The sequence below is a fragment of the Deltaproteobacteria bacterium genome (assembly GCA_009929795.1).
Classification (GTDB): domain Bacteria; phylum Desulfobacterota; class Desulfovibrionia; order Desulfovibrionales; family Desulfomicrobiaceae; genus RZZR01.
Map to the genome: position 1 here is coordinate 1 of RZZR01000006.1, position 24,916 is coordinate 24,916.

The window sequence follows — 24,916 nt, forward strand, 5'->3', positions numbered from 1 at the left end:
TTGCTCCAATGGGCAAGCGTCGCAGGAGTGTAGCCGAGAAAATCGGGTAAACCGCCTGGCTCAACAGTTGCTTGAAATGTGGCATTGGGCTAGGAGGCTCCAATTATGAAAGACATTCATCGCATCCTCCTTGTGACCAAGGCCGACAACCTCCAGGCCGCGGAACTCGGTGGTCAGATCATGGATTGGCTCGTACAACGGGGTCTTCAGGTCAGACAGGTGGAAAATCGATTGGCCACGTCGATCATGATGACCGACAGCGAAAATCCGGACTTGATCATGGTCGTCGGCGGGGATGGAACCATGCTCGGGGTCATCAGGCGCATCCATGGTCTTGGCATCCCAGTTCTGGGCGTCAACGCCGGCCATGTCGGCTTTCTGGCCGAGTCCTGCTCCGAAGGGTGGGAGTCGAAACTGGGCCTTCTTCTGGACGGACGTTTTACCGTTTGGGATAGACCCGTGCTCAAATACGAAGTCATCAAAAACGGACGCAGTGTACAAACCGGCCCGGCGGTCAACGATATCGTCGTTGGTCGAGGCTCCCTGGCCCGACTCATCAGACTCGACATATCCTACGGTGGCGAACCTGTGACCGGATTGCGGGCTGACGGGCTGATCACTGCCACGCCCACCGGCTCATCCGGATACGGCATTTCCTGCGGCGGCCCACTGGTCCACCCGTCCATGGCCGCTTACGTGCTCATTCCCATCTGTCCGTTCATGGGTGGTTTTCCACCCATGATCCTACCCATGGACAAGACTGTCGTCATTCGCCTGGCCGAACGCCAAAGCGGAGTCTACCTGACCCTCGACGGTCAGGAATGCCTGGGACTGGACTTTGGCGACGAGGTTCGGATCAGCCGCGACCCCGTCCCGGCGCGGTTTCTGGAATTGTCTTCAGATGCTTATTTTTCGAGGCTCAGGGACAAGGGGTTTGTCCGATCCGACTGAACCGATGTCCTGACGCTGAAAGAGGCCGCATGAAAGGTGAATACGGGTCTCGAATTCGCTATCGGGTCAAGCTTGCCAGGAGCTCCTGGGCGCCCTTGTGCCCCGGCGAGACCCGCAGGCAGGATTGAAGGAAAATCCTGGCCCTATCCGCCTGGGCCGTCTTGACGTAGATTGATGCCATGTTGAAAGCCGCGGTCGGGTTATCGATCAGGTCAGGGGAGTGCTCCTCGGCCAGCTGGGCGTGCTTGGAGGCCTTGCGGAACTCCCGGCCCTGGGCGAAGGCCATGGCCAGGTTGTAATGGATTCCGCCGTCATTCCGGACGATTTTCAGAGCCTTCTCGTAGATCTGTACCGCCTTCTGCCAATCTCCCCGCTGCCTGTAGGCCAATCCAAGTTCGTTGAACATCCACAGGTCGTCCATGGAAGACCTCTCGTCCTTGAGATCCAGGGCCTCGCGCATGTAGTCAAGAGACATATCCGGATCAGCCTCGCTGATCTTGCGGCCGATCTCCATGAGGGTCGCGGCCAGCATGTCCTTGGCCTCCTCCTTGACAATCTGGAGAGCCCTGCCGAAATAGTCCCGGGCCTTCTCCCTATCACCTTCAAAGCTGTACAGACGGCCAATGTCGATTTTTCTTTGATGATTCATGGGCGAGAGCTGGTCCAGCCGAAGCAGGGCCTTGACGAGCTTGTCACGATCTTCGACGGACTCGTAGAGGGAGACGAGTTTCTGCAAGGGCTTGATATAAAGCTTGGAAAAATTGGCAGCTTGGAGGTAGCAGACCTCGGCCTGCGACACGTCTCCTTCGAGCCGGGCGATATCTCCCTTGAGGATCATGGCGATGGAACTGTCCGGCTTCTTCTCCAGAAGAACGCCGATTTCACCTTTGGCCGTCTCGTAGGCCCCCTCTTCGATGAGTGCTTGGATACTGTCCACCCTCCGCTCGAATTCGGTATTGGGCCTGATTGTCAAGGCGATTTTCTGGATCAGGGAATTGATGGAAACCGGCTTGACGATGACCGAGTCCACCCCGAGTTCGCCCATGAACACAATGCCGGCCTTGGACGTCTCGGCGGTCAAGACGATGATCCGCAGCCTGTCTCCGAAATGCTCCTTCAGGGCCTTGAGATCGTGGATGTTGCTTCGACCTTCTGATCTGGCCTCGATGAACAGGATGAGCCGAGAGTGCTTGATGAACCCGGTCTTGAGCTTTTTTGCCAAGTCCCCGATGCCCAAGGTGCTCTGGATCATGTCGTAGTTGAGGCCCAGAAACCGCATGGCCCCGCGGAGGGTCTTGCCGAAAATGGGGTCCTGGGTGGTCAGAACGAATCCCCCTCCCTGATTGGTCAGATAATCGATGATGATGCCATCGTAGGCCGATCGTTGGCCATACTTCATGATCTTCATCGGCCGCCCCCACCCTGGGCACCCTCGAAACGGCCCAGAAAATCGGAAACTCCCGACAAAACCTTTTGCAACGGCGGCCCGGTCAGGGACAGACACTCGAGGTCCTGTCCTCGATCGACCAGAAAGTGGAGACTGTGAATCAGGGCCGCAGACTCGTGTGGTTCCAAGGTGGCCGTAGGTCTGGCGCCGAATCGGCGAATGCACTCGAAGAATTCGGCCCAGGGGATAGTTCCGCACCCCATACCGAGATGCTCGTCTCGGTGGCCGTGATTGTCGTGCAAATGGACATGGGCCAACCTCGGGGCGATCTTTTCGATCCAGGCATTCAGGTCCTTGCGCTCCCAGCCCTGTCCGAAAGCGTACCAATGCCCAAGGTCCAGACACAGGCCGACGCGCTTTTCGGGCAATTCGGCCAAAACCCGGAGCAAGGGCTCAGGGCTGGTCTCCCATACGTTCTCCAGCACAAGCAGGCCGGAATCGGGCATGGAGTCCAGACAGTGTTCCCAGGTCCGAACCGACTCCCGAACCCAGTCCTCGAGATAAAATTCATATAGGGGGGGACGAAAAGCCCCGTGGGCTACGAGTCGCTTGGGTGCGTACACGTCAGCCAGATCCAGGGCTCTGGAAAGTCGTTCCCGGGTGGCCTTGACGATCAGGCTATCCAGCCCCCCGGGTTGCAGATCGAAAAAGGGCAAATGAATGGAACAAGACAGTCCGGATTCGGAAAGGGTTCGGGCCAGATTCCGATGCCAATCGAGGCCCAGATGGTCGCAGGCCCAGGCGTCCAGTCCCAGTTCCGGGTTGATCCGACATTCCAGAAACAGTTCCAAATAATGAGGATGGCGGACGACATGGCTGAGGGGGAGGTTAACGAACGGCACGACCGTCTCCCCCCTCGGCCCTAAGGTCGATGGTGGCCAATTGCAGGAGGTCCGTGTGCCCGTAGACGTTGAGGATGTGGGCTCCGGGAGGGAGGTCGAAATCTTGCGAAAACCGAAGCGGCAAATCGTTGACCATGACCACGACCTGATCCCGCCCTCCCTGGGTCCAGACGTCGTCTAAAGTGTATCGGCCAGCCGGTACGACCTGCTGGTCAGCTTGGGGGCGGAGAAAAAATGAATTTTCTCCGCTGGTAATGCGCACGGCCTCCACGGTTCTGGGGCTGACTTGGACGATGATTTTGGCCGACTCTTGATTAGGGGTTTCCCGCTGGACGGGAAAGGACCAGGACGATCCAAAAACGTCGAGATACCGCTGAATGAAGTCTCCACGGTTCAGGACGATGACGGCCCCTAGATCCTGCCCGTCGTTGGGACCCGGAGAGGTGACGATTCCCTTGGCGTTGAGGATCTCGTCGATCTCGCTCCCCCACAGCCCCTCGATGATCAAGGTGTCGCCCTCGCAGGCCTTGATGATCGTTCCGCTTTCGGCGATCCGAAAATTGCCGTTGAGCGTGTATGCCCACAGCGGCAGCTCCGGCACAGAGTTTTCGGCCCGCGGAAGCTAGCTTACTGGAATCCGGGCCACCCGGACTCCGTCCTGAATAACGTCCAGATATTGGAACGGGCGTAGGACCCGTCTAGGCTGGGAGACCATGTTCTGTCCAGGACGATCCGAGGCGAAGACCCCCACGGCCTTCTGGTCTTCCGCTTCGGGAGCCGGTTGAGGATTGAGCATCTCGCCGAGTCGAAGCGTAACCCCTGAGTCCTGGCCGTCGCCACAGTTCAAATCCACCGGAACGGGATTCCCGAACCAATCCCGAATCCTGTCCAATTCGGTTTGCTCCAGATACACCTCAAGGCCCATGGACCGCAAAAAGGCCAAGGTCAGACGAACCTGGGCTCGGACCTTCCACTCCAGATCGACGATGTCCTTGCTGACCTCCACGGCCATAGCCGGTATTCCTCGCTGATTCACGGCATAAAAACTCAAGGACTTGCGCTGCTCCGGGTGGACCGAACCTGGATCGCTCGTTCGGGTATTCATCAAAGTGAACCGATAGTTCCGGGGCAGACTTTGATTAAAATCCGTCAAAACCGACTCCACCAGACCGGCAAGATCGAATCCGTCGCAGCACACGGCTTGGTCGATGATCACCGATTGGCCGAATCGTTTCGGGCCTCGCAGCGCATTCTGATATACTTGGCTGTAGAATCCGCTCCCCTCGTGGAGATGGATGAATGCGTCGGCCCTGGAGATCAAAAGACGGATGCATCGGGCCAGACGATCCTCGTAGAACTGGTTGTAGTCCTGATCGAACCTTCGGTTGAGATCGACGTTGATCTGCCTGGACCGAGCCATGATGGATGGGATGTTGGCCCTGGGGACGACGATGAGCTTGCCGTTCTCGAGCCGGGCCCGGGTCAGTATTTGGGCGCTGATGAACCCGGCCACCTCGTCCCCCTGGATCCCGCCTTGGACCATGACCGTTGGACCAGGGGCAATTCCCTCCAGAAAATGGACATTCAGGGGGTATTGGGTGTTGGCGAAAAAGGTGAAGTCCTGACCCCAAACCGGAGACCAGGTTACCAGGACCAGAATCGCCAGACTAGCGCAGAATGCGTTCGACGGGAATGGTCTCACGGAAGAATACGGTTCCGCTGTCCCTGTCGCTCAGGGTCAGCCGGATGGCAAAGAGGTTCTGTTCCGGAATTTCGCCAGGGAGCTCGATGTTGAACTTGGTGTTCTTGAACTTCTGAATCTCGAACAACTTGTCCTTCAAGGTCTCCGACACGTCCGTCTCCTGGCCATGGATGTCGATCAGACTCAGGGAAACCAATCCCCTGAGGGTATCCGTGGCCGTCAGGTTGTTGATGTCGAAGCTTAACTGGAGGCGTCCACCCTGAAGCCTGGTCTGGATGTTGGCCAGGCCAAGCTGGCCAGTGTCTGTCATAGAAAAGACGTCCCGCAAATCAAGTCGCGGTGGCGTTGAGGGCTCGGTCGATTGCTCGGCCTTGGACACGGCGTGGATCGTGGCCAACGAATCGCTCTCGGCCTCAGACTCAATGATCAGCTTCATATTCCTGAAACGTTGCAATTCAGTTTCCGTATGGGCCAGAAGACGCTTGTTCTCGACGTCCTCGGCCTTGAGGCGTACGTTTTCCTCCCACAGGGTGTAGCTCGCGTACAATCCGGCGGAGCCGGTCCCGACAAGGACGATCAGAAAATAGAGGAAAAACCTGAGCCAAGCCGGGTTCAGTCGATATCTCCGGACCGGGCTGTCGTCCCGCATGAACAGGATGTTGTACTTAATATCAGCCATCGTCGATCTGCTCCCAATCTTCCTGGACAATTGTCCAATCCGTTCCTTCGGCGGCGGGCCTCAAAACGAGGGTCTTCAGCCCCTGGTCCCGGTATCCTGAACGAGATCGATAGGTCTGCTTGAACCGAACGACCCGATCCTGACCGGACTCGAACACCCTAAGCTCACTGATGGCCACTTCCATCGGACGATCGCCGGCAGCCCAAAGCTTCCGCCAATGATCCTCCAGGGCCTTCTTGCCCCTGACCTTTCCCCGGACGATGCGGTCGTGATACCGGCTCAGGTAGGCATCAAGACGTCCATCCTCCCAGGCCATTCGCCATTCCTCGATCCAAGGATGGACATCCTTGGCCTCCAGAATCCGAGGCTCCTCCAGCCTGATGTTCACATCGGCCTGGATGAACTCGGAACCGACGATGAGCCAGTCTCCTGAAAGCCCTTTTTCCCAGTACAATCGCTTCACGCCCTCTGAAACAAATGACGCGGCCTCGTATCTCTGAAGAAAAAAGGTGACCATGTAGTCCGGCCCGGGCAGGCAGGACACGTCTTGAATCGTGACCCGAATCCATGGGTAGCGGGCGAACAGAGACCGTTTTCGCCTCTCGTAATGGGCCCATGTGGCGCCCTGGGTTTGAGCAAACTTGGCCTGATCGTAGAATTGAAAATAGCGGTCCGCTTTCGAGGCCCAGGCTTCGGCCCACGCCTGGGTTCTCTCCACCAGGACCTGGCATTCCTGGGCGCTCGAAGCGCCGTTAAGATCCACGGAATAGGCAATGATGGCCGGGGTCAACCCGAGGGACACCACAGGGTCGAGGATGCGAAGGTCCTGGTCGTTCAAGGCCACGCAGCCCCTGGTCTCCATGGGCTCGATGGGCTGTCCCCGGCCATGGATCCAGATTCCGTGTCCGGTCTTGCCCCTCAGCCTGTCGATGGGATTGGGGAAATTGAGGGTGAAGGCCATGGATCCGTACAGATTGTAGTCCAGGCCCCGTTTAAGAGTTCCGGTCAGGAAATAGACACCTTCAGGGGTCTTCAGGTCACCCTCGAAAAATTTGTCTCCGGGATTCTGGCCTGTGGCGCAGTCCAGACTCATGGCCACCGGAACCTTGGTCGATGGATTAAACTCCAGGAGATGAAACTTCTGACGACTCTTGTCCACGGCCACGAGCATCTTGGGAGGTGTACAAGAATTTGAAGGCAGACCAACCTTCCAGCCCTCGGCTTGGCAGATGCCGACCGAGAGACAAAGAGAGAAGCACAAAAAATAGAGAACCCTAAACGCTTTCATTCCATTCAAAGACCAGTTGCCCAAGAGGGCCGGTTATGACCATATGCAGGGTATCTTCGGTCTGGACCGGAAATCGAACCCATAAAAACTTCTGCCATTGGGTGTAGTGAGGGATGAACCGCCGCAACTGCTGGGTATTCCAAGATGCGTCCCGAATTTCCAACGGGAAAATTTTCCGGCCCTGACCATCGAGCAGAAAAACCTTCCAGAGATCTCCGGCATATTCGATCTTCCTGTTTTCGGGAAATGACGACGACGTGGCGATCAGGATGTCGATCCCGGACTCGGCGGCTCGGCGCTGTTCGTCCAACAGATCGGCCTGCTCCCGGGACGTGAGCCGATACATTGCCGCCCTTCTCTGCACATAGGCCTCTCTCCAGGGCCACGAAGTCAGGGTGGCCCGGACTTTCAATTCCGTGTCCAGCCCCGAGTAGATGGCGTCCGTCCTGGTCCACTCTTCGGTGACCTGAAAGTAATCGTCATGAACCTCGGGCCACAGAGTCCTCTCCACTTCGTGCCAAGTGCAGGCCGACGAGAACAGGACCAGCAGTACCATAGCCGAAAGTGTTCTCGAGAAGTTCCTCTCAGCGGCCTCTGGCAAGCAATTCCCGCCGCGTGAAGATGGACCTGAGTTCATAGCCATGCTCCTTGAGTCTCGCGTCGCCGCCCTGTTCCCGATCAAGCACGCAGAGGATCCCGACGATGGATAGCCCGGCGTCCTCCACCCTTTGGCAGGCCGTCAGCAGGGTGCCTCCGGTAGTGACAACATCCTCCAGCAGACAGACCTTCATGCCCTGGCCGAAGTTGGCCATGCCCTCCAGAAACTGATTCGTGCCGTGACCCTTCGATTGTTTGCGAACGATGAACCCCGGCAGAGGGGTGTTGCGGATGTGGGACAGAAGCGTAACGGCCGAAACCAGAGGATCGGCCCCCAGGGTCATGCCGCCGACCCCTTCCAGGCCAGGGAATCCGAGGGCAAGATCGAGCAGAATGCTGCCAATCAAAAAACTGCCTTCAGGATGGAGGGCCGTCTGCTTGCAGTCGAAGTAGTAATCGCTTTTCTGTCCCGAGGTCAGGATGAATTCACCCTCGATGTAGGACTTCTCAAGAAGAATTCCGGCCAGTCTGGTCTTCATGTCCTCGAGGTCAGGCATCATCCCTCCTCGCGGGCGGAAAGACCCGCTCGAAAATATGGTTCTCGAATCGCAAATAGTAGGACGGATCGAAAAGATCGTCGAACTCTTCGTCGCGAATGATGGTGGCGAGGTCTTGATCCTGGCGGACAAGCTCCGGGAACGAAACCCTCCTGCTCCAGCTCTCCATGGCCGTCTTCTGGACCATGACGTAAGCCTTCTGGCGCTCCAGACCGTGATCGATGAGGGCATTGAGAACCCGCTGCGAAAAATGCAGCCCGTAGGAGGCCTCGAGATTCCGGTCCATGTTTTCGGGGATGATCCGCAGATTGGACAAAAGCCCGCCCAGCCTGTGGAGCATATAGTCGGCCAGAATGGTCGAGTCGGGCATGACAATCCGCTCGGCCGAGGAATGGCTGATGTCCCTCTCGTGCCAGAGAGCCATGTTCTCCATAGTCGCCAGGGCATTGGAACGGACCACCCTTGCCAGGCCGCAGAGATTCTCGGCCGAGATTGGATTTTTCTTGTGGGGCATGGCCGAGGATCCTTTTTGGCCGGCCCGAAATCCTTCCTCGACTTCGAGGACCTCGGTCCTCTGCAAATGCCTGAGCTCCACGGCCAATCGCTCTACAGCCCCGGCCAGAAGGGCCAGGGACGTGAAATAGTGGGCATGACGATCACGCTGAATGATCTGGGTGGAAACGGGATCGACCTCAAGCCCCAGGATCCGGCAGGCATCGGCCTCGACTTCCGGCAGAAGGTGGGCGTAGGTCCCCACTGCCCCGGAAATCTTTCCCACCCGGATGGATTCGACGGCCTGGGCGAAGCGTGCCTTTGCCCGTTCGAACTCCGCGTAGAAGCCGGCCAGCTTCAGGCCGAAGCTTGTAGGTTCGGCATGTATTCCATGCGTCCGGCCCATGACTAGACGCCCCCTGTGCTTGTGGGCCATGTCCTTGAGAATGCCCAAAACCATTACCAAATCGTCAAGGATTATTCGCCCGGCCCGGGTCAGGACCAGGGCGTTGGCCGTGTCCACGATGTCCGAGGAAGTGCAGCCCAGATGAATGTAGCGCGACGAGGGTCCGACCCGCTCCTCCACTGCGGTGAGGAAGGCGATGACATCGTGGCGGGTCTGCTCCTCGATCTCCAGGATGCGGTCCAAGCTGAAGTCCGCCCGTTCCAGAATAACCTGTAGATCCTGTGCAGGAATTCGGCCCAGACCGCTCCAGGCTCGACATACGGCGAGCTCGACCTCGAGCCAGGCCCTGAACCTGGCCTCCAGGGTCCAGAGATCCCGCATCTCGGGACGGGAATATCGTTCGATCATTCGCTGTCTCGCTTGTACGTTGAGTGAACCCGGCATGTTGCCTGGCCGATCGGCCGTGGGCTATCAAAAGGAGCCGGGCCCTTCGTGACCGCCGACAAGTCCGCATACCCGCTTTCCAACTCAAGGGCAAGACGAGTCGGCCCAGAAACGCAACCGCCGGGCGGGACACCGAAAACCGGCTTCCCGTCCGGACGGAAGGATCAAAAGCCGAGAATATACCCGGCTCGAAGCGACTAATATATGGATCCGGACTACGGACATCCGGTCAAGGGAAAATTCAGGCCTGTGGCGAGGCTGACGAGTCCGTCGTGGCCGAAGACTTTTCGGAAGAAGATGCTGTTTCCTGCTTTTTCTGACCGTCTCCGTTGCCGCCTGCGGCTGTCTGGGAGGAATGTTCTCCCTTACGGCAATAGTCGGTCACATACCAACCACTGCCTTTGAGCACGAAACAGGTGTTGGAGATAAGCCGTTTGGAGGTACCGCCGCACACTGGGCAGGGTACACTCTGATCTTCATATCCCTTTTGCCATTCTTCGAAAATCTGCTGGCAGTCCTGGCAACGGTATTCGTAGATGGGCATTGGTCACATCCTCGCTGATTGATGCTAAAAAACCGGCTCTACTTGGTTTTTCCGGCCGTTTCCTTGGCTTCCTTGATGCGCTGTTTGATGCGTTTCATACGCCGATGCCTCTTGCGATCCAATTCCTTTTTCCGTTCGATCTTCTTATGCTTGGCCATTGTCACTCCATGAATAATTTGAAAAAAAATGAATCTGGGCTTTAAGCCTTCAAAAAAAATGTGCCCTATGTCCCTTAGCCGAGTCGTGTCAAGTGATAATTCCGCATGCCCAACCCCAGGGACTGGGCATGGGCCAGGGCATGATCTCCATGGATGTCTGGCCGCAGGGCCTTGAACTTGTCTTCTCCTTGATGAATTCCCTGCGGCAAGCGCCCTCCCGGCAACGGCAAGGCCTCGTTGACCAAATCGAGGGAGGCCTGATCCACGGCCACCGGATCCAACCCGGCCAAAATCCCTATATCCGGACACAAAGGGGCATCGGAATATCCGGCACAATCACAGTCGGGGGTCACATTCATGACAAAATTGAGATACAAACAAGGTCTTGCAAATGAGGCCGTCACCGCTCCGGCATATTCGACCATCCGCTCGATGAAATCGGGCCCTTGACCACTCCAGTCGAGTCCCAAGGCATGGTGTCGGCAGGCCGTGACGCAGGCTCCGCACCCGACGCAAAGACTTTGATCCATCCAGACCAAGCCTCCCTCAAGCCTCAGAGCACCATGCCGACATCGAACAATGCACAGCCCGCACCCGTTGCACCGGGCCTGGTCCAGAGTCGGGCCCATCCGGCAATGCTGGTCGATCTTTCCCTTTTTAGAAGCACATCCCATGCCAAGGTTCTTGAGCGCACCCCCGAACCCGGCGATCTCGTGGCCTTTGAAATGTGATAGGCAAACCAGGGCTTCGGCCTCGACAATAGCCCCGGCCAGATGAAAGGCCTCAAAATGCCCTCCGGGTCCTGAAACCCGACACTCGAATTCTCCGCGCAGTCCGTCGGCGATGATTACCGGGGCTCCCAGTCGTAGGGCCTCGAACCCGTGAGCGGCGGCCAGAAGCAGATGGGAAACAGCTTCGGCCCGTTCTCCCGGGTACAGAGTATTCGTATCGGTCAGAAACGGACGACATCCGGCCTTGGCCAACAGGGAGACAACAGGAGCGACCAGCATTGGATTGATGAAGCTGGTGCCTCCTCTTTCTCCGAAATGGATTTTTAGAGCCAAGGAGAGGTCGGGAGCCAGATGGGCGAGAAATCCCGTGGACTTGACCAGGGCGCGAACGCGCGTTGCGAAGGGGGCCTTTCTCGAAGCCCGCAGAGGCCAAAGAAAGACTCGGGACTTGGCCTGCATGTTCAGACGGACATTATCAGAGGAACGATGACCGGATCCCGGTCGAGGACCTTCCTGAAATACCGTCGCAAGGAACCTCGGATCCGCTCCTTAATCTTCTTGGTCGAAGAGGCCGGCACGTTCTCCAGGATGTCGAGGACGATCTCCTTGGCGTCATCCAGCACATGAGAAAGCTGCTGTTCGAAGATGAAGCCCTTGGACAGAATGTTCGGCCCGAGCAGGATCTGATTCGTGCTCTGTTCGGTCAGCAGAAGGACGATGACCAAGCCCTCTCCACCCAAAATCTGCCGCTCCTTAAGAACCGTCAGTCCGACGTCCCCGACCCCCTTGCCATCGACATTGACCTTCTCGGCGTTGACCTCCGAATCAAATCGGACCCCTCCCGAGGAGTCGAACGTCAGAGGCTGACCGTTCTCGATGATCAATGCCCGTTCCGGGGCCACCCCGCACTCCCTGGCCAGTGCGGCATGTTTGAAGAGGTGTCGGTACTCTCCGTGGACTGGGATGAAGAACTTTGGACGAACACATTCAAGCATCGTCCTCAATTCCTCGCGATGGGCATGGCCCGAAGCGTGAATGGCCTGGACCTTCTTGTAGAGGACCTCGGCCCCTCGGCGGTAGAGGTCGTTGATGACTCGGGTGATGGCCTTGGTGTTTCCTGGGATGAACCTGGAGGACATGAGCACGAGATCGTTTTTCTTGATGGACAGATGCCGGTGTTCGCCTCTGGCCAGTCGGCTTAATGCCGAAAGAGGCTCTCCCTGCGATCCCGTCAAAAGCAAGACGACCTTCTCGTCCTTGTGCTCGTGCAGGTTTTCCAGGGGACACCATGTGTCGTCGGAATAGTTCACCAAACCCAATTTTTTTGCGATCTCCAGGTTCGAGGCAATGCTCCGGCCATCCACGGCCACCTTGCGACCGAACATCTCGGCCAACTCAAAGACCTCCTGCATCCGCTGGATGTGGCTCGAAAAGAGGGTGATCAGAATCCGACCCTGAGCCGCCGCGAAAATATCCTTGAGCGATTCCATGATCTCACGCTCGGTCAAGGCGTGCCCCTCGCGGTCGATGTTAGTCGAATCCGACAGCAACAGGAGCGCCCCGGGTTCGGAAAAAGCGGCAAAGGCCTCCATGTCCGTGGCGTGCCCGCCCATGGGCTGTCGGTCGATCTTGAAATCTCCGCTATGCACGATTCGGCCCACCGGAGTCTCGATGCCCAGTCCGAAGCCCTGAATGATCGAATGGCACACAGGAATGAAGGTCACGCTCAAACTCCCGAGATCGGCCCGCTCTCCTCCCCTGACGACCTGAGGATGGAATCGTTCCAGAAGTCCGTGTTCCTCAAGTTTCTTCCGGACCAGACCCAGGGTGAACTCGGACCCCATGACCGGAGCTTCGACATGGGGCAACAGCCAGGGCATGGCTCCTATATGATCCTCGTGACCGTGAGTGAGGACAATAGCCTTGAGTTTGTCCTTCCGCTCCACGACATAGTCCATTCTGGGGATGACCACGTCGATCCCCAGAAGGTAGTCGTCCGGAAACATCAGCCCACAGTCGACCAACACCATGCTGTCCCGGGTCTCGAAGGCCATGCAGTTCATTCCGATTTCGCCCAGACCGCCCAGAGGGGTGATGGTCAGTGTGTCCGGCATGTGAGAACTCTCCTTGTCAGTGTCTGAATCGCCTTGGATGATTGCATCATAGTTTCAACCAGCCCGATTTTCAGCTTGTATGCGATGACTTCTCAATGCACAAGCGAAGCCAAAAAAAGGCCGCTCTGGGCGGCCTTCGCATGAGTCGTCTCGGATCCCCGCCTGGGCGGGGCAAATCAATTCTCTTCCTTCTTGCTGTCGGAGATGATCTTTTCGGTCACAGGCGGGGGACACTCCTCGTAATGGTCGAACTCCATGGTAAAGGTGCCCTGGCCGCCGGTCATGGACCGCAAATCCGGCGCATACTGGAGCACCTCGGCCATGGGCACGTGAGCCCGAACCTCGGTGACACCTCCCTGAGAGTCCGACCCCAAAACTCGGCCTCGACGACTGGAAAGATCCCCAATGACATCCCCCATGAACTCGTCGGGCACGAATACTGAGACGGTGACTATGGGCTCAAGAAGAATCGGATTGCAGGCTTCGGCCGCCTTCTTGAAAGCCAGCGATCCGGCCACCTTGAAGGCCATTTCCGAAGAATCGACGCTGTGGAAGCTGCCATCGAAAAGATGAACTTTGAAGTCGATCAGGGGATATCCGGCCAGAATACCCCTCTGACAGGCCTCCTGGATTCCCTTGTCCACGGCCGGAATGAATTGTCTGGGAATGGACCCGCCCACGATCTCGTCCAGGAACTCGTATCCCTTGCCCCGCTCGTTGGGCTCCATGCGGATCCAGCAATCCCCGAACTGACCGCGACCACCGGTCTGCTTTTTGTGACGGCCCTGGACCTCGGCCTTGCCCTTGATGGTCTCCCGGTAGGGGATCTTGGGAGTCTTGAGCAAAATGTCGATCTTGTTCCGGCGCTTGGCCTTTTCCACGGAAAGCTCAATGTGCAGCTGACCCATGCCCGAGACGAGCATGTCTCCGGTCTCTTCGTTCCTGGACAGCTGGAGGGTGATGTCCTCGTCCAGAAGTTTGTGCACTGCTGCATAGACCTTATCCTCGTCGCCTTTTTCGGCCGCGGCCAGTGCGTAGGAAATGATGGTCGAGGTGATGGCGGGCGAGGGCAGAAGAAACGGGTTCTTCTCATCGCAGAGGCAGTCCCCGGTTTTGGTGTTCTTGAGCTTGGCCAGGGCGATGATGGCTCCCGGACCGACCTCCTCCTTGCAGGGATTCTGCTTCTTTCCCTCCAAAAACAATAGCTGCCCAAACTTCTCCTTGGTGTCCCTAGTCACGTTCAGAACGGACATATCCGAGGAGGCTCTGCCGGACAAGACGCGGACCACGTTCAGCTGTCCGGCGAAGGGATCGGCCAGAGTCTTGAACACGAACCCGGCAAAAGGCTGGTCCGGGTCCGACGGCCGCTCCCGACCTTCGGCATCCTTCCAGGAATCCCGTTCCAATGCCGAGGGCAGAATATCCTGGACGGTGTCCAGAAGCATGGTGCATCCCTTGTTTTCCATGGCCGACCCGACGCAAACCGGCACGATGCTCCTGGCCAAGGTTCCTTTCTTCAGTCCGGTAACGATCTCGTCCGGAGAGAGTTCGCCCTGCTCGAGATATTTTTCCATCAATTCTTCATCACTTTCCGCGATGTTTTCGATGGCCACCTCCCTCAGGCCGTCGATCTCATCCCTCATTTCCAAGGGGACTTCGGCCGCGGTGACTTTCCCTTCCTGGCCGAACATGAGGGCCTTGTTGCCGAGGACATCCACCAGTCCCTTGAACTCGCTTTCGGCCCCGATGGGCACAAAAAGGGGAACAGTCCGTATGCCTAGCATAGAACTCAACCCGTCCATGGCCATGGCGAAATCGGCCCGCTCCCGGTCCATCTTGTTGACGAAGACCATGGCCGGAAGCTCGGCCTTGCCCACCTCGGACCAGATTTTCTTGGTCAGGGGCTTGACCCCGTCTATTGCGTCCACCACCAGTACGGCACTGTCGGCGGCAGTCAGAAGATAGGCCAGATCACCGATAAAATTGTTGTCCCCCGGTGAGTCGATCAAAAAATGGTTGGCCTTGTTCCACGTGTAGGCCGCGAAGGCTGGCTGAATGCTCCCCCGTCGCTTGATCTCCTCGGGCTCATAATCCAAGGACGTCGTGCCTTCCTCGATCTTGCCCATTCTTGGCAAAACCCCGGCAGTGTGCAGGATCATCTCGGCCACGGAAGTCTTTCCGGTGCCCCCGCTTCCAACCAGGACATAGGTACGTTGTTTCAGCAGTCTTTCATCCATGAAGAATCCCCCTCATCGGTCAATTTTTCGGCCTTTCGACTGGAGAGTTGCAAACATCAATTTTTTGCGGGAAAATGAATGATCTGGCTATCCAGAAAAGATTCAGACCTATAGGGAGATGGACGAGAAGATGTCAAGGCGGACCCCTAATTTAGACCATTCCCGGACCCGCCGGGGACAGGATGGACCAAAGGACGTCCGTCATGAATGACCCGTTTCTCCTGGCTTCCGAGATCCTGGCCGACCGGCCATGGATTCTCTGGCCCGGGCAGCCAGAGGCTCCCCTTCTCCGCAGCGTGACCCGGTTCGGCGTCCTCTCCCCGGTGGACGTCGAAGAAACCGAAGACGGGATTGTGCTCCTGGCAGGCTACCGTCGCCTGCATGCCATCGGCCCGCATGCCCGAATTCCAGTCCGCTTTCTGCCCCCAACCAACCCGGTTCAGCGGGCCATCTATTATGTCGCCACCAATACCGGTCAAGCCTGGGACGCCTGGCGTCTCGTCCGCCTGGCCAGGATGGCCATCCGGCCGGAGTACTCAGGGCTGGCCGCCGAGGCTCTGCCCCTTCTTGATCTTCATGAAAAAGCCCGCCCTTGGATTCAGGCCCTGGCCTGGACCGCACTGCCTGAAGCCTGGGACGAACGTCTGCTCTTCAACGCACTAGGCCTTGAATGTGGCACGTACTTGACCCGCTTCGACGAGGCCGATCGGCTTCGTTTGGTTCCCCTCTTCCAAAATTTGTGTTGGGGCCGCAACGGTTCCCTGGCCCTGATTGAAAAGCTTTATGAGTGCTCGAGACGAAATGCTTCGGGACTGGCCGAAGTGCTGGTCGATCTCGATACGCATCGCGTTTTAAATTCCGACCTCTCTCCCAAGGACAAAATTAATTATATTCTCGAGATGTTGCGCCGGCTCAGGCACCCGGTGCTCCACGCCTTGCGAACCGAACAGGAGACTCTCTTTTCCGAATTTTGTCGGGAGACGAGCTGGTCCGTATCTCGCCCGGACCAGTTCGAAACAAACAAGACAACCTTCTCGGTCACCGTCTGCTCCGGCCAGGAAGTTCAAGAGGCCGCTCAGACACTCTTCAAGGCCGCGGTCATTCTCGACCGAGACCGTCCACACCCATCACAGGATGCCAAGGTATGCCGTCCAAAAAATTTGTGACCACCGGTTTCTACCGAACTGAAAAACAGACCGTCCCTTTTCCAGTCCAAATCTGGCCGACACCCTTTTTCTACGCGCGTGTGTACGGAGTTGTCCGGCGGGCCTCGGCCCTGGCCCGAGCCGGCCGCTACAAAGACCCGGAATGGGCGGCCTCCAGCGGCTCGATAGTCGACGCCCTGGAGTCCGTGGGCGGAACCGTGTCCGTCGACAACCTCTTCGCCTTCCGGAATGCCGGAGGCCCCTGCGTCGTCGTCGCCAACCACATGAGCACTCTGGAAACCTTCCTTCTGGCCTTTTTTCTCTGTCCCTTTGGACCGGTGACCTTTGTGGTCAAAGAGGCCCTGCTGGACTATCCCCTGTTCGGGCCGGTCATGAGAAGCCGCGATCCCATTGTCGTCGGACGACAAAATCCCCGCCATGACCTACAGGCCGTGCTGGAAGATGGCTGCGACCGTTTGTCCCAAGGCATTTCGGTCATCGTCTTTCCCCAAACCACCCGTTCGGCAGTGTTCGACCCGGCCAGATTCAACTCCATCGGAGTCAAACTGGCCCGAAAAGGATCGGTCCCGGTCGTGCCTCTGGCCCTCAAGACCGATGCCTGGGGAACAGGAAGACTGATCAAGGACTTCGGCCCCATCAGGCCCGAGATTCCGACCATGTTTGAATTTGCCGATCCCATGCCCATCAAGGGCCCCGGCAAGGAGGAACAGGCCCGTATCGTCGAATTCATCGCCACCCGCCTGGCCGTCTGGTTGAACGCTCAATCCTGACCGAAGCCCGTAAATCCGCTGACGATTGGATCTTTCTTTAGTACTTGATGATTTTTTCTTTCTCTTTTATGTATGAAGTAAATCCCGATGACGAGATTCCCAAAACAAGGAGGATATCATGATTCGTTTGACCATGTTCGCCGTGATGGCCCTTTTCACCCTGTGCACCGTCCTTCCCGTCCAGGCCGCCGATTTGCCGCGGGTGATGATCGTTGGCGAGGATGACGATCCCGACACCATCCCCCGTGATTCGAGAGTCTTCAAACGTGTCCTGGAATCCATCTCCAATCAACTGATTGACGAAGGGTTCACCGTCAAGGACGAGACGGCCATGACCGTCGGCACCCACGTCCAGGGACGGGTTAGAAGAGCGGATGCCGAAGTCATCCAGATCGGCAGGGATGTCGGTGTGGACACCTTGGTCATCTTCTCGATCTATCCCAACGCCAAGGTCAATCAGAACAGCGTCCGGGTCACGGCCCGAGTCACCGGCCGCATCCTCGGAACCTACACCGGAGATAGGATGGGCAGCTTTGAAGCTGAGCCCCAGGCCTACCAGCTCGTTCCAAGCCCGTATTCCCGCAATGACATCCTTGAGGCTGTTGGCAAGTTGGCCAAAACCATCGGCCAGGAAGTTGGAGCGGTTCTCGCCGAACGCCTGGCCGGATACGCCGACCAGCCCGGCGGCCAGCTTCTGGAATGGGTTCTGGTCTTCGATGGATTCACCGATTCCGACATGCGGGAAATCGAAGACATCCTGGTCATCTTCTCCGGCTACGACAGCCATCGTCCCAAGCCCAACGCCGTCAACACCTCAACCCACCACGAGTACATCTATTCCTCGTCCATCGACTCGGCCAAACTGAGAAGCAACATGAACAAGATGCTCGACAAGTTGAACATGAAGGGTCGAATCTCCATGGCCGGGAACGAAGTCCAGGTCGTTAAGACGACTGGGGTCAAGCAACGCAAGCAGCAAAGTCAAAGCGAGTGGTAGCCTGATTGGGCTCCGGCCGTAGTCGGAGCCCAATCTCCATGACCGCACAAGGAGAAGCCATGAAAGGAACCGGCATTGTATCCGGACTGCTGACGGTCTTGCTCGTGCTGTTCTGCTCGACGACCGTCTCCGCCCAATCAGTGGAGGCCACTGGCGTCGGCGTCGATCGCGACCATGCTCTGAACAACGCCTTGCAGCTCGCCGTGGAATCGGCCATCGGCGTTCTGGTCGACAGTGGAACCCTGGTCGAGAACTTCACGGTGGTCAAAGACGAAATCGTGACCCACTCCGTCGGCTACGTTGAGAGCTACAAAATCCTGACCGAAAAACCCGAACCCGATGGCGGCCATTCGGTGACCATCAGCGCCCTGGTCAACAGTGGACGCATTTCCGACGACATGACCAGCCTCGACGTTCTGATGAAAATGGCCGGGCACCCGAGGATTCTCGTGCTAGGCACCGACACCGAACTGACCTCCATTCCGACCGGCACTCAGGTCTTCCAGACCCTGGTCGAGGATGTGAAGCGGGTCTTTCGGGAGAAGTTCCGATTCGAGGTCATCGATTGGGACACGGTCCGCCAGGCCCATAAAAACCTCCCCGGCAAGCTGACCAAAGAGCGGGCCCTCAAGCACAACGACGTCATTCGAGCGGACAACCTGATCACCTTTTCCCTGGAGTATGCCTCGGCCCAGGCCAATCCGGCCCCTGTGGACATGACCATGTCCGCCATCCGCATATCCGATGACTTCATGATCAAGTCAGTCACCCAGAGGATAGGCTCGGTGTCATCCGGGGGGCTGACCGCCCCGGAGAAGGATCGCAGAGCCATCGCCCTAGCCGGGGAACATATCTTTTCCCTGGCTGTTCAGACCGCCAGGGCAGTGGTGGAGGACCTGCAGGGTGAGGTCGAGCGGGGCAAGGGCTTCCGATACCTGATCACCTTCTACGATTTCCCCGATGCCAAAGCGCTGGAAGACCAGTTGACCGTCCTCAGTGGCTTCGTCCGCTATTCGGTCGAAAAATCGACTCCTACCACTCTTGAGCTGTCCTACTGGTCAAACCTTCGAGAAAGCGCACTCCTGGAAAGGGTCCAAAAACTCATCGAAGAACGTGGTCACAAGTACAAGTTCAAGCAGGAAGGTCGTGCTCTGAGATTCAAATGGGAGCACCCTGAAGGCTTCTGATTCGCTTTCAATATTTGATAAAAGATACGGCCCTGGGTCCGAACGGTTCCCGGGGCCGTCTGTTTTCTTGTCCTTCTCGCTCATGGTTCGTCCGCTTCAATCCACAGACCAGCTCCGGGCAGGCAATGACGACCTGACCCCTTTCCGCTCCACTCTCTCCCTCAGTCAAGAGGAACAGGCATGAAGCATGTGGTCCACATTTCAGACATGAAAATCTCCAAGAACCCGAGGGATGTTCTCGTCACCCATTCCCTGGGTTCTTGCCTGGGTCTTGCTGCCTACGACCCGGAGGTCCGCGTGGGGGCTCTCATTCATTGCCTTCTTCCCAATCACTCCGGGAACCCAAAAGCCCGCGAGAACCCATACATGTTCGTCAGCAGTGGCGTGCCGGCCATGATCCGCAAAATGTACGACTACGGCGCTGAAAAGCAAAGAATCATCCTCAAAGCCGCCGGATGCGGCCGGATGCTGAACATCACCAACCAGTTCGACACCGGGGAAAAGAATTTCTCCACCCTCCTGAAGCTCCTTGAAGTGAACGACATGCCTTTGGCCGCCCGGGATGTCGGCGGCAGCAGACCGAGGACCGTTGTTCTGCACCTTGAAAACGGACGAGTCGTGATCCGCTCCAGAAAAGAGGAGAGCGATCTATGATAAAACGGAAAATAATTCTGGCCAGGATCAAACGGATCGAGGACCTGCCTTCCAGCGTCGGCAAGGCCCTCAAGACCATGAACGACCCCGATGTCGACATGGGCCAGTTGACCAGCGTACTCGAGCGGGATCCGGCCATCACGGCCAACATCTTGCGGTTGGCCAACTCGGCCTACTTCGGGGCGACCCACAAGATCGCCTCCCTCCGGGACGCCGTTGTCCGCCTCGGATCCAAGCAGCTCTTCCAGCTCATGCTTACCGTGGCCGTGGCCCCCCGTATGTCCCCGGCCGTCTCCGGGTACGATATGCCGGCCTGCGCCCTGCTCGAGCAGTCCCTGGCCGTCGCGGTGGCCTCGGAACTCTCGGCCGCTACCCTCGACATCCAGGCTCCTCCCCATACCTTCACAGCCGGTCTCCTGGCCAACATCGGCAAAATCGTCCTTGGCCAATTCCTGGAGGTCAGCGGTCAGGAAATCGTCTCCTTGGCTGAGGAACGGGAAATCCCATTCGACCAGGCCGAGCGGGAGATCCTCGGCATCGACCACCTTGAGGTCGGCGCCGAACTGCTCAGGAACTGGTCCATCCCCGAAGAAATTGTCCAAGTGGTTAGATACCGGCTCCAGCCCGATCTTCTCCCGTCCCGGAATCTTGCCTTGGATCTCGTCCATGTCGGAGACGCCATCACCAGGATGACCGGTATCGGCCAGGGATTCGACGGTATGCACTACCCGATTTCCGGGCAGGTGATCGAGCGTCTGGGCATGAATTCCAGGCATGTCGAACAAATTATGAGCCTGCTCGTCGACCGGGTCGAGGAGTTGCAGCGGCTTCTGCCCAAGTGCGAGGGGGATATCTGACCGGAACCCAACGATCCGCAGAGCAAGGTCACGTCGCCGTCAAAAAAAACGACCCCGCCAAGGTCGAGGTCTTCCATCCCAGGAACACCCTTTGAATCATGCCCCGAATCCGGTCAATTTGGCATAGACCCGGGCATAGTCCGAGGCCATGGCCTCCACGGTGTACAGGGCCGACTCCTGTATAGCCCGTTCGACTACGCTCGACCTCAAGGCATCGTCGGTCAGAATGCGGCGCAGGACTAAACCCAGTGCCGAGGCCTCGGCCCGTGGAAAAACTAGGCCGGTCAGGCCGTCTTGGACCAGCTCAAGGTTGGAGGGCAGGTCGGAAGCCACCACCGGGACCCCGCAGACCCAGCCCTCCTTTATTGCTGCACTGCTCCCTTCGCCATCCTGGGAGGGCACCACGAGAACGTCCGCTTCCGGCAAAACCAGTCGGCTGTCCACGTGGCCAGGAAACCGGACCCGCTCCGAAATCCCTAGATCTCTAGCTAAAACCTCCAGTTCCCCCCGAAGTGGACCTTTCCCGACCAGAACAGCCTCCCATGGCAAATCCTGCATCCCGGCAAGGGCCCGAAGAAGGACCGCATGCCCCTTCTGGGCCGTCAGCGCCCCCATCAGACAGATGACGGGAAGCGGACTAATCCGGTCTCGACAAGGCCTATACCTTCCCGGATCAATGGCGCTGTGTCGGACATGGAGTCGATTTCGTTCGACGCCGCATTGAGCCATGATCTCCAGAATTTCACGACTGACGCAGACTACGGCCCCGCCACGTCTGTATTTCCAGAACCCGGTTTGGGAGGGAGGATAGGACACCCGGCGGGTATGCACAAGACGAATCTTTCCTGGAAGCAGAAAAGAAAGGAACGCCCCGAGGCCAGCTGCTCGGGGCTCGTGGGTGTGGATGATGGCTGCCGAAACCCGACGAATCAAACCCAGGAGGGAGAGCCAGTTCCTTGGGTCATAGTCCCAACGGGACGGGAGGGCCTCTGTTTGGAGATTCCGAGACCGGGCCTCAATTAGAAGCGGGCTTCCAGTCGGACAGGCCAGCAAAGGTTCCCAAGGACCGCGGCCGGCCTGGGATCCGGCCAGGTACAGGACTTGGCGCTGCCCGCCGCGAAAGTCAGGGCCCAGGTCCAGATGGAGCACTCGTTGCCGGGCCATATCCCGGAGCATACAGTCCGGCCCCTCAAAGAAAAGGGGTGCCGGTTTTTTGCAGATCGTCCTGGAGCATGGCCCGAAGTTTCCGGCTCATGGGTCCGGGTCGGACGTCGTGGATCGCCCTGCCGTTGTAACGAACCACACTCACGGCATCGATGGAGGTTCCCAGAAGGATCACCTCACGGGCATCGTAGATCTCCGACTCCCGTATCGACCGGGTGATTGTCGAAATACCTGACAGGGCCAGCAGTTCCAAGGTCCGGGCCAAGGTCGTGCCAACCAGGACGTGGGTCGTGTCCGGAATCACGACCTGCCCGTCTTGACCAACAATGACCACGTTTTCGGCCGCGCCCTCGGCCAAATGGTTGTCTGGAGTGAAGCCCAGTGTGTAGTCACACCCCTTTTCGGCCGCCTCCATCTTCATCAACACGTTGTTCAGGTAATTGACGGTCTTCAGCCCGACCTGATGCCCTGGCTTGACCGGAATGCCCGACCGGCAGGCCGTGACCCCATTTTCCCAGAATGATTCCGGTCGTTGAGGAAATCTTCGTGCGACCACATACAGACTCGGGAAGGCGCACTCCCGGGGATCGGGCGTGAACCCGCCAGGGCCTCGTCCGATAAAGATGGTCAAAATTCCGCGTTTCCGGCCACCCGTTTGGGCCACGCCGATAACGATATCTCGAATCTCCGGCCATGGGCAGGGGGGCGTGAGCTTGATTCCATGCAGTGAACGACCCATTCTGTCCAGATGTGCGTCGAGCTGGTAGATCTTGCCGTCAACATACTTGAGAGTCTCAAAGGCCCCGTCTCCCCGATGGACGAGATGGTCGTCCAGCGGAACGAGCATGAGACGGGGGTTGGTCATAACCGCCCTCAGCCGGTGGTCATAGAAGGCGAAGATATTCTCTTCGCCCGGCCGGTCCAGGGCCAGAATACGCTCCAGAAATCCGTATTCGTCGATTGTATTCAGCATGTCCGCATCACCGACCGGTTATCCGCAGCAAATCCATCTCCACGAGTTTCTCGGCAATCTGGACGGCGTTCAAGGCCGCACCTTTACGCAGATTGTCGGATACGACCCAGAGGTTCAAACCGTTGGGGATGGTCTCGTCTTCCCGGATCCGCCCGACCATGGTTTCGTCGCCTCCTGCGGCCAGAATCGGCATGGGGTAGAGTTTCTCGTCCGGATTGTCCACGACCCGCACCCCCGGGGCCTGGCTCAGAATGACCCGGGCCTCCTTGGCCGAAAGCTTCTTTTCAGTCTCAATGTTCACCGACTCCGAGTGGCTGTAGAACACAGGCACTCGTACACAGGTGGCCGTGACCCGGATGTCGGGATCGCCCATGATCTTGACCGTTTCGTGGACCATCTTCATCTCTTCCTTGGTGTATTCGTTCTCCAGGAAAACGTCGATGTGGGGAAGGCAATTGAAGGCGATCTGGTATGGGTAGACCTTGGCTTCGGGCTCGCGCATGCCAAACAGGTCCCGAACCTGCTGCTCGAGTTCGGCGATTGCCTTCTGGCCGGTGCCGGACACGGCCTGGTAGGTGGACACCACCACCCGCTTGATGCGGGCGGCGTCGTGGAGGGGTTTCAAAGCCACAACCATCTGGATAGTCGAACAGTTAGGGTTGGCGATGATGCCCTTGTGCCACGCGAGGTCATGGGGGTTGACTTCCGGAACTACCAAAGGACACTCGGGATCCATTCTCCACGCGCTCGAATTGTCCACCACCACGCAGCCGGACGCGGCCGCCACCGGGGCGAACCTCTCGGACACCGAACCCCCGGCCGAGAACAGGGCCAGATCCACACCGGTGAAGGAGTCATCCTTCAATTCGGCCACGGTCACCTCGGCATCGCCGAAAGGGACCTTCATGCCCACGGACCGAACCGAGGCCAGGGCCCTGATCTCGGACACAGGAAAACCCCGTTCGGCCACCGTCTTGAGCATCTCCCTCCCCACGGCTCCGGTCGCTCCGGCCACAGCCACCACGAACTTCTTGCTCATACCAATCCCTCCAAAAAAAATGGTGAAATCTACAAGAGATCCCGCACGTTCTGAAAAATCTCCATGCACGTGTCCGCTCTGTTCAGGGTGTACAAGTGCACACCGGGTGCCCCTCTTTGGAGGAGATCCCGGACCTGGGCGATGGCAAAGCCCAGTCCGAGGCCACGGACCGCCGCCGGACCGTATGTCTTGTGGATATGCTCCAGGTCATGACCGTATTCACCCGGGAGGCTGGCCCCGCACAGCCCAAGCATCCGCCGCAGTCCATCCAGGCTGAGCACCGGTAGGACCCCGGGAATGATGGGCAGGTCGATGCCAATGGTCCGGGCCCTGGCAACGAAATCAAAATACAGGTCATTGTCGAAAAACAATTGCGTAGTGACGAAATCCGCCCCCCTGTCCACCTTGTGTTTCAAAAAATTCAGATCGGCCTCGCGATCAGATGACTCGGGATGCCCCTCGGGATAACCGGCCACACCGATGCCCATGTCAGGATACCGCTCCCGGATATACCCGACCAAATCCGAGGCGTAGGCAAAACTGTTCCCGGGATCAGGCCTGAACACAGTCTCTCCCCGAGGCGGGTCCCCCCGCAGGGCCAAGACGTTCTCCACCCCTCCCCGGCTCAACCCCTCCAGGAAGTCTTCGAGCCTCTCGGCCGAAGCCCCGACACAGGTCAGATGGGCCACGGGCTCCAGTCTGTATTCCTGCTTGAGCCTGGTCACAATTTCCAGGGTATTGGTCTGGGTCGTGCCTCCGGCCCCATAGGTCACCGAAACGAACAGGGGGTCGATGGCCTGCAGGTTTCTGACAACGTCGAAAAAGCCCGGCCAGGCACGGCGTTCCTTGGGCGGGAAAAACTCCAGGGACAGAAATCTCTTGCCCCCCTCCAACAATTTCTTGACTCTCATGACGTTCCT

Annotated in this window: 23 protein-coding genes; 7 read left to right on the forward strand and 16 right to left on the reverse strand. The window is 58.0% G+C overall.

Annotated features, from left to right (window positions below):
* Nucleotides 1-105: 105 nt before the first annotated feature.
* The gene (locus EOM25_01505) at nucleotides 106-951 is read left to right on the forward strand and encodes an NAD(+)/NADH kinase (GenBank protein ID NCC23865.1); all 846 of its coding nucleotides are present in this window, start codon (nucleotides 106-108) and stop codon (nucleotides 949-951) included.
* Between the two features lie 58 nt (nucleotides 952-1,009).
* Here EOM25_01505 and EOM25_01510 read toward each other — a convergent pair whose 3' ends face one another.
* The 12 genes from EOM25_01510 to fusA all read right to left on the reverse strand — a co-directional run bounded on the left by EOM25_01510 (nucleotide 1,010) and on the right by fusA (nucleotide 15,189).
* A complete protein-coding gene (locus tag EOM25_01510; protein NCC23866.1) occupies nucleotides 1,010-2,359 on the reverse strand; it encodes a tetratricopeptide repeat protein in 1,350 nt (449 codons plus the stop codon).
* Nucleotides 2,356-3,390: a sugar phosphate isomerase/epimerase gene (locus EOM25_01515; GenBank protein ID NCC23867.1), complete on the reverse strand. Its 1,035-nt coding sequence runs from the start codon at nucleotides 3,388-3,390 to the stop codon at nucleotides 2,356-2,358. The genes EOM25_01510 and EOM25_01515 overlap by 4 nt, the downstream gene beginning before the upstream one ends.
* 472 nt (nucleotides 3,391-3,862) lie before the next feature.
* Nucleotides 3,863-4,942 carry a hypothetical protein gene (locus EOM25_01520; protein ID NCC23868.1) on the reverse strand — a complete coding sequence of 360 codons (1,080 nt, stop codon included), beginning with the start codon at nucleotides 4,940-4,942 and terminating at the stop codon, nucleotides 3,863-3,865.
* Nucleotides 4,908-5,621, reverse strand: coding sequence for a hypothetical protein (locus EOM25_01525; protein NCC23869.1), 714 nt, complete (start codon nucleotides 5,619-5,621; stop codon nucleotides 4,908-4,910). The genes EOM25_01520 and EOM25_01525 overlap by 35 nt, the downstream gene beginning before the upstream one ends.
* Entirely contained in the window at nucleotides 5,614-6,909 is a 1,296-nt protein-coding gene (locus EOM25_01530; GenBank protein NCC23870.1) for a hypothetical protein, read from the reverse strand. Before EOM25_01530 ends, EOM25_01525 begins: the two co-directional genes overlap by 8 nt.
* A complete protein-coding gene (locus EOM25_01535; protein ID NCC23871.1) occupies nucleotides 6,896-7,465 on the reverse strand; it encodes a hypothetical protein in 570 nt (189 codons plus the stop codon). Before EOM25_01535 ends, EOM25_01530 begins: the two co-directional genes overlap by 14 nt.
* A 28-nt stretch (nucleotides 7,466-7,493) precedes the next feature.
* On the reverse strand, nucleotides 7,494-8,063 hold the full coding sequence (pyrE, locus tag EOM25_01540) for an orotate phosphoribosyltransferase (protein ID NCC23872.1): 570 nt from the start codon (nucleotides 8,061-8,063) through the stop codon (nucleotides 7,494-7,496).
* Complete coding sequence (locus tag EOM25_01545; GenBank protein ID NCC23873.1) at nucleotides 8,056-9,369, reverse strand: adenylosuccinate lyase; 1,314 nt, start codon at nucleotides 9,367-9,369, stop codon at nucleotides 8,056-8,058. Before EOM25_01545 ends, pyrE begins: the two co-directional genes overlap by 8 nt.
* 277 nt (nucleotides 9,370-9,646) lie before the next feature.
* Entirely contained in the window at nucleotides 9,647-9,949 is a 303-nt protein-coding gene (locus EOM25_01550; GenBank protein NCC23874.1) for a zinc ribbon domain-containing protein, read from the reverse strand.
* 232 nt (nucleotides 9,950-10,181) lie between these two features.
* Nucleotides 10,182-11,297 (reverse strand): DUF362 domain-containing protein, encoded by a 1,116-nt coding sequence (locus EOM25_01555; GenBank protein NCC23875.1) that lies wholly within the window; start codon nucleotides 11,295-11,297, stop codon nucleotides 10,182-10,184.
* A 2-nt stretch (nucleotides 11,298-11,299) separates the two neighbouring features.
* Nucleotides 11,300-12,952 (reverse strand): ribonuclease J, encoded by a 1,653-nt coding sequence (locus tag EOM25_01560; GenBank protein NCC23876.1) that lies wholly within the window; start codon nucleotides 12,950-12,952, stop codon nucleotides 11,300-11,302.
* A gap of 176 nt (nucleotides 12,953-13,128) precedes the next feature.
* A complete protein-coding gene (gene fusA, locus EOM25_01565; protein ID NCC23877.1) occupies nucleotides 13,129-15,189 on the reverse strand; it encodes an elongation factor G in 2,061 nt (686 codons plus the stop codon).
* 203 nt (nucleotides 15,190-15,392) lie between these two features.
* On the opposite strand from fusA, the gene EOM25_01570 reads away from it, so the two are divergent.
* The 6 genes from EOM25_01570 (at nucleotide 15,393) to EOM25_01595 (ending at nucleotide 20,820) form a co-directional block, all read left to right on the forward strand.
* On the forward strand, nucleotides 15,393-16,355 hold the full coding sequence (locus tag EOM25_01570; GenBank protein ID NCC23878.1) for a hypothetical protein: 963 nt from the start codon (nucleotides 15,393-15,395) through the stop codon (nucleotides 16,353-16,355).
* Nucleotides 16,334-17,125, forward strand: coding sequence for a 1-acyl-sn-glycerol-3-phosphate acyltransferase (locus EOM25_01575; protein ID NCC23879.1), 792 nt, complete (start codon nucleotides 16,334-16,336; stop codon nucleotides 17,123-17,125). Before EOM25_01570 ends, EOM25_01575 begins: the two co-directional genes overlap by 22 nt.
* 121 nt (nucleotides 17,126-17,246) lie before the next feature.
* Nucleotides 17,247-18,122: a hypothetical protein gene (locus EOM25_01580; GenBank protein ID NCC23880.1), complete on the forward strand. Its 876-nt coding sequence runs from the start codon at nucleotides 17,247-17,249 to the stop codon at nucleotides 18,120-18,122.
* A 59-nt stretch (nucleotides 18,123-18,181) separates the two neighbouring features.
* A complete protein-coding gene (locus EOM25_01585; protein NCC23881.1) occupies nucleotides 18,182-19,309 on the forward strand; it encodes a hypothetical protein in 1,128 nt (375 codons plus the stop codon).
* Between the two features lie 180 nt (nucleotides 19,310-19,489).
* Complete coding sequence (locus EOM25_01590) at nucleotides 19,490-19,963, forward strand: chemotaxis protein CheD (GenBank protein ID NCC23882.1); 474 nt, start codon at nucleotides 19,490-19,492, stop codon at nucleotides 19,961-19,963.
* Complete coding sequence (locus EOM25_01595) at nucleotides 19,960-20,820, forward strand: HDOD domain-containing protein (protein ID NCC23883.1); 861 nt, start codon at nucleotides 19,960-19,962, stop codon at nucleotides 20,818-20,820. The genes EOM25_01590 and EOM25_01595 overlap by 4 nt, the downstream gene beginning before the upstream one ends.
* Nucleotides 20,821-20,916: 96 nt before the next feature.
* Here the strand turns inward: EOM25_01595 and EOM25_01600 are convergent, their stop codons facing one another.
* From EOM25_01600 to metF, 4 genes are read right to left on the reverse strand one after another with little or no spacing between them, the layout of a single operon-like run.
* The gene (locus EOM25_01600) at nucleotides 20,917-21,996 is read right to left on the reverse strand and encodes a glycosyltransferase family 1 protein (GenBank protein NCC23884.1); all 1,080 of its coding nucleotides are present in this window, start codon (nucleotides 21,994-21,996) and stop codon (nucleotides 20,917-20,919) included.
* Between the two features lie 13 nt (nucleotides 21,997-22,009).
* Complete coding sequence (locus tag EOM25_01605) at nucleotides 22,010-22,957, reverse strand: aminodeoxychorismate lyase (GenBank protein NCC23885.1); 948 nt, start codon at nucleotides 22,955-22,957, stop codon at nucleotides 22,010-22,012.
* A 7-nt stretch (nucleotides 22,958-22,964) separates the two neighbouring features.
* The gene (locus tag EOM25_01610) at nucleotides 22,965-23,996 is read right to left on the reverse strand and encodes an aspartate-semialdehyde dehydrogenase (protein ID NCC23886.1); all 1,032 of its coding nucleotides are present in this window, start codon (nucleotides 23,994-23,996) and stop codon (nucleotides 22,965-22,967) included.
* Nucleotides 23,997-24,025: 29 nt separating this feature from the next.
* Nucleotides 24,026-24,907, reverse strand: coding sequence for a methylenetetrahydrofolate reductase [NAD(P)H] (gene metF, locus EOM25_01615; GenBank protein ID NCC23887.1), 882 nt, complete (start codon nucleotides 24,905-24,907; stop codon nucleotides 24,026-24,028).
* Nucleotides 24,908-24,916: the final 9 nt, after the last annotated feature.

What these genes read in the sequence shown, in the direction of transcription:
- EOM25_01555 (NCC23875.1), bottom strand. Translation starts at nt 11,297, where the DNA reads ATGCAGGCCAAGTCCCGAGTCTTTCTTTGGCCTCTGCGGGCTTCGAGA.
- fusA (NCC23877.1), bottom strand. Translation starts at nt 15,189, where the DNA reads ATGGATGAAAGACTGCTGAAACAACGTACCTATGTCCTGGTTGGAAGC.
- pyrE (NCC23872.1), bottom strand. Translation starts at nt 8,063, where the DNA reads ATGCCTGACCTCGAGGACATGAAGACCAGACTGGCCGGAATTCTTCTT.
- EOM25_01575 (NCC23879.1), top strand. Translation starts at nt 16,334, where the DNA reads ATGCCGTCCAAAAAATTTGTGACCACCGGTTTCTACCGAACTGAAAAA.
- EOM25_01525 (NCC23869.1), bottom strand. Translation starts at nt 5,621, where the DNA reads ATGGCTGATATTAAGTACAACATCCTGTTCATGCGGGACGACAGCCCG.
- EOM25_01600 (NCC23884.1), bottom strand. Translation starts at nt 21,996, where the DNA reads ATGCTCCGGGATATGGCCCGGCAACGAGTGCTCCATCTGGACCTGGGC.
- EOM25_01605 (NCC23885.1), bottom strand. Translation starts at nt 22,957, where the DNA reads ATGCTGAATACAATCGACGAATACGGATTTCTGGAGCGTATTCTGGCC.
- metF (NCC23887.1), bottom strand. Translation starts at nt 24,907, where the DNA reads ATGAGAGTCAAGAAATTGTTGGAGGGGGGCAAGAGATTTCTGTCCCTG.
- EOM25_01545 (NCC23873.1), bottom strand. Translation starts at nt 9,369, where the DNA reads ATGATCGAACGATATTCCCGTCCCGAGATGCGGGATCTCTGGACCCTG.
- EOM25_01535 (NCC23871.1), bottom strand. Translation starts at nt 7,465, where the DNA reads ATGGTACTGCTGGTCCTGTTCTCGTCGGCCTGCACTTGGCACGAAGTG.
- EOM25_01505 (NCC23865.1), top strand. Translation starts at nt 106, where the DNA reads ATGAAAGACATTCATCGCATCCTCCTTGTGACCAAGGCCGACAACCTC.
- EOM25_01570 (NCC23878.1), top strand. Translation starts at nt 15,393, where the DNA reads ATGAATGACCCGTTTCTCCTGGCTTCCGAGATCCTGGCCGACCGGCCA.
- EOM25_01550 (NCC23874.1), bottom strand. Translation starts at nt 9,949, where the DNA reads ATGCCCATCTACGAATACCGTTGCCAGGACTGCCAGCAGATTTTCGAA.
- EOM25_01585 (NCC23881.1), top strand. Translation starts at nt 18,182, where the DNA reads ATGAAAGGAACCGGCATTGTATCCGGACTGCTGACGGTCTTGCTCGTG.
- EOM25_01595 (NCC23883.1), top strand. Translation starts at nt 19,960, where the DNA reads ATGATAAAACGGAAAATAATTCTGGCCAGGATCAAACGGATCGAGGAC.
- EOM25_01610 (NCC23886.1), bottom strand. Translation starts at nt 23,996, where the DNA reads ATGAGCAAGAAGTTCGTGGTGGCTGTGGCCGGAGCGACCGGAGCCGTG.
- EOM25_01530 (NCC23870.1), bottom strand. Translation starts at nt 6,909, where the DNA reads ATGAAAGCGTTTAGGGTTCTCTATTTTTTGTGCTTCTCTCTTTGTCTC.
- EOM25_01560 (NCC23876.1), bottom strand. Translation starts at nt 12,952, where the DNA reads ATGCCGGACACACTGACCATCACCCCTCTGGGCGGTCTGGGCGAAATC.
- EOM25_01510 (NCC23866.1), bottom strand. Translation starts at nt 2,359, where the DNA reads ATGAAGATCATGAAGTATGGCCAACGATCGGCCTACGATGGCATCATC.
- EOM25_01590 (NCC23882.1), top strand. Translation starts at nt 19,490, where the DNA reads ATGAAGCATGTGGTCCACATTTCAGACATGAAAATCTCCAAGAACCCG.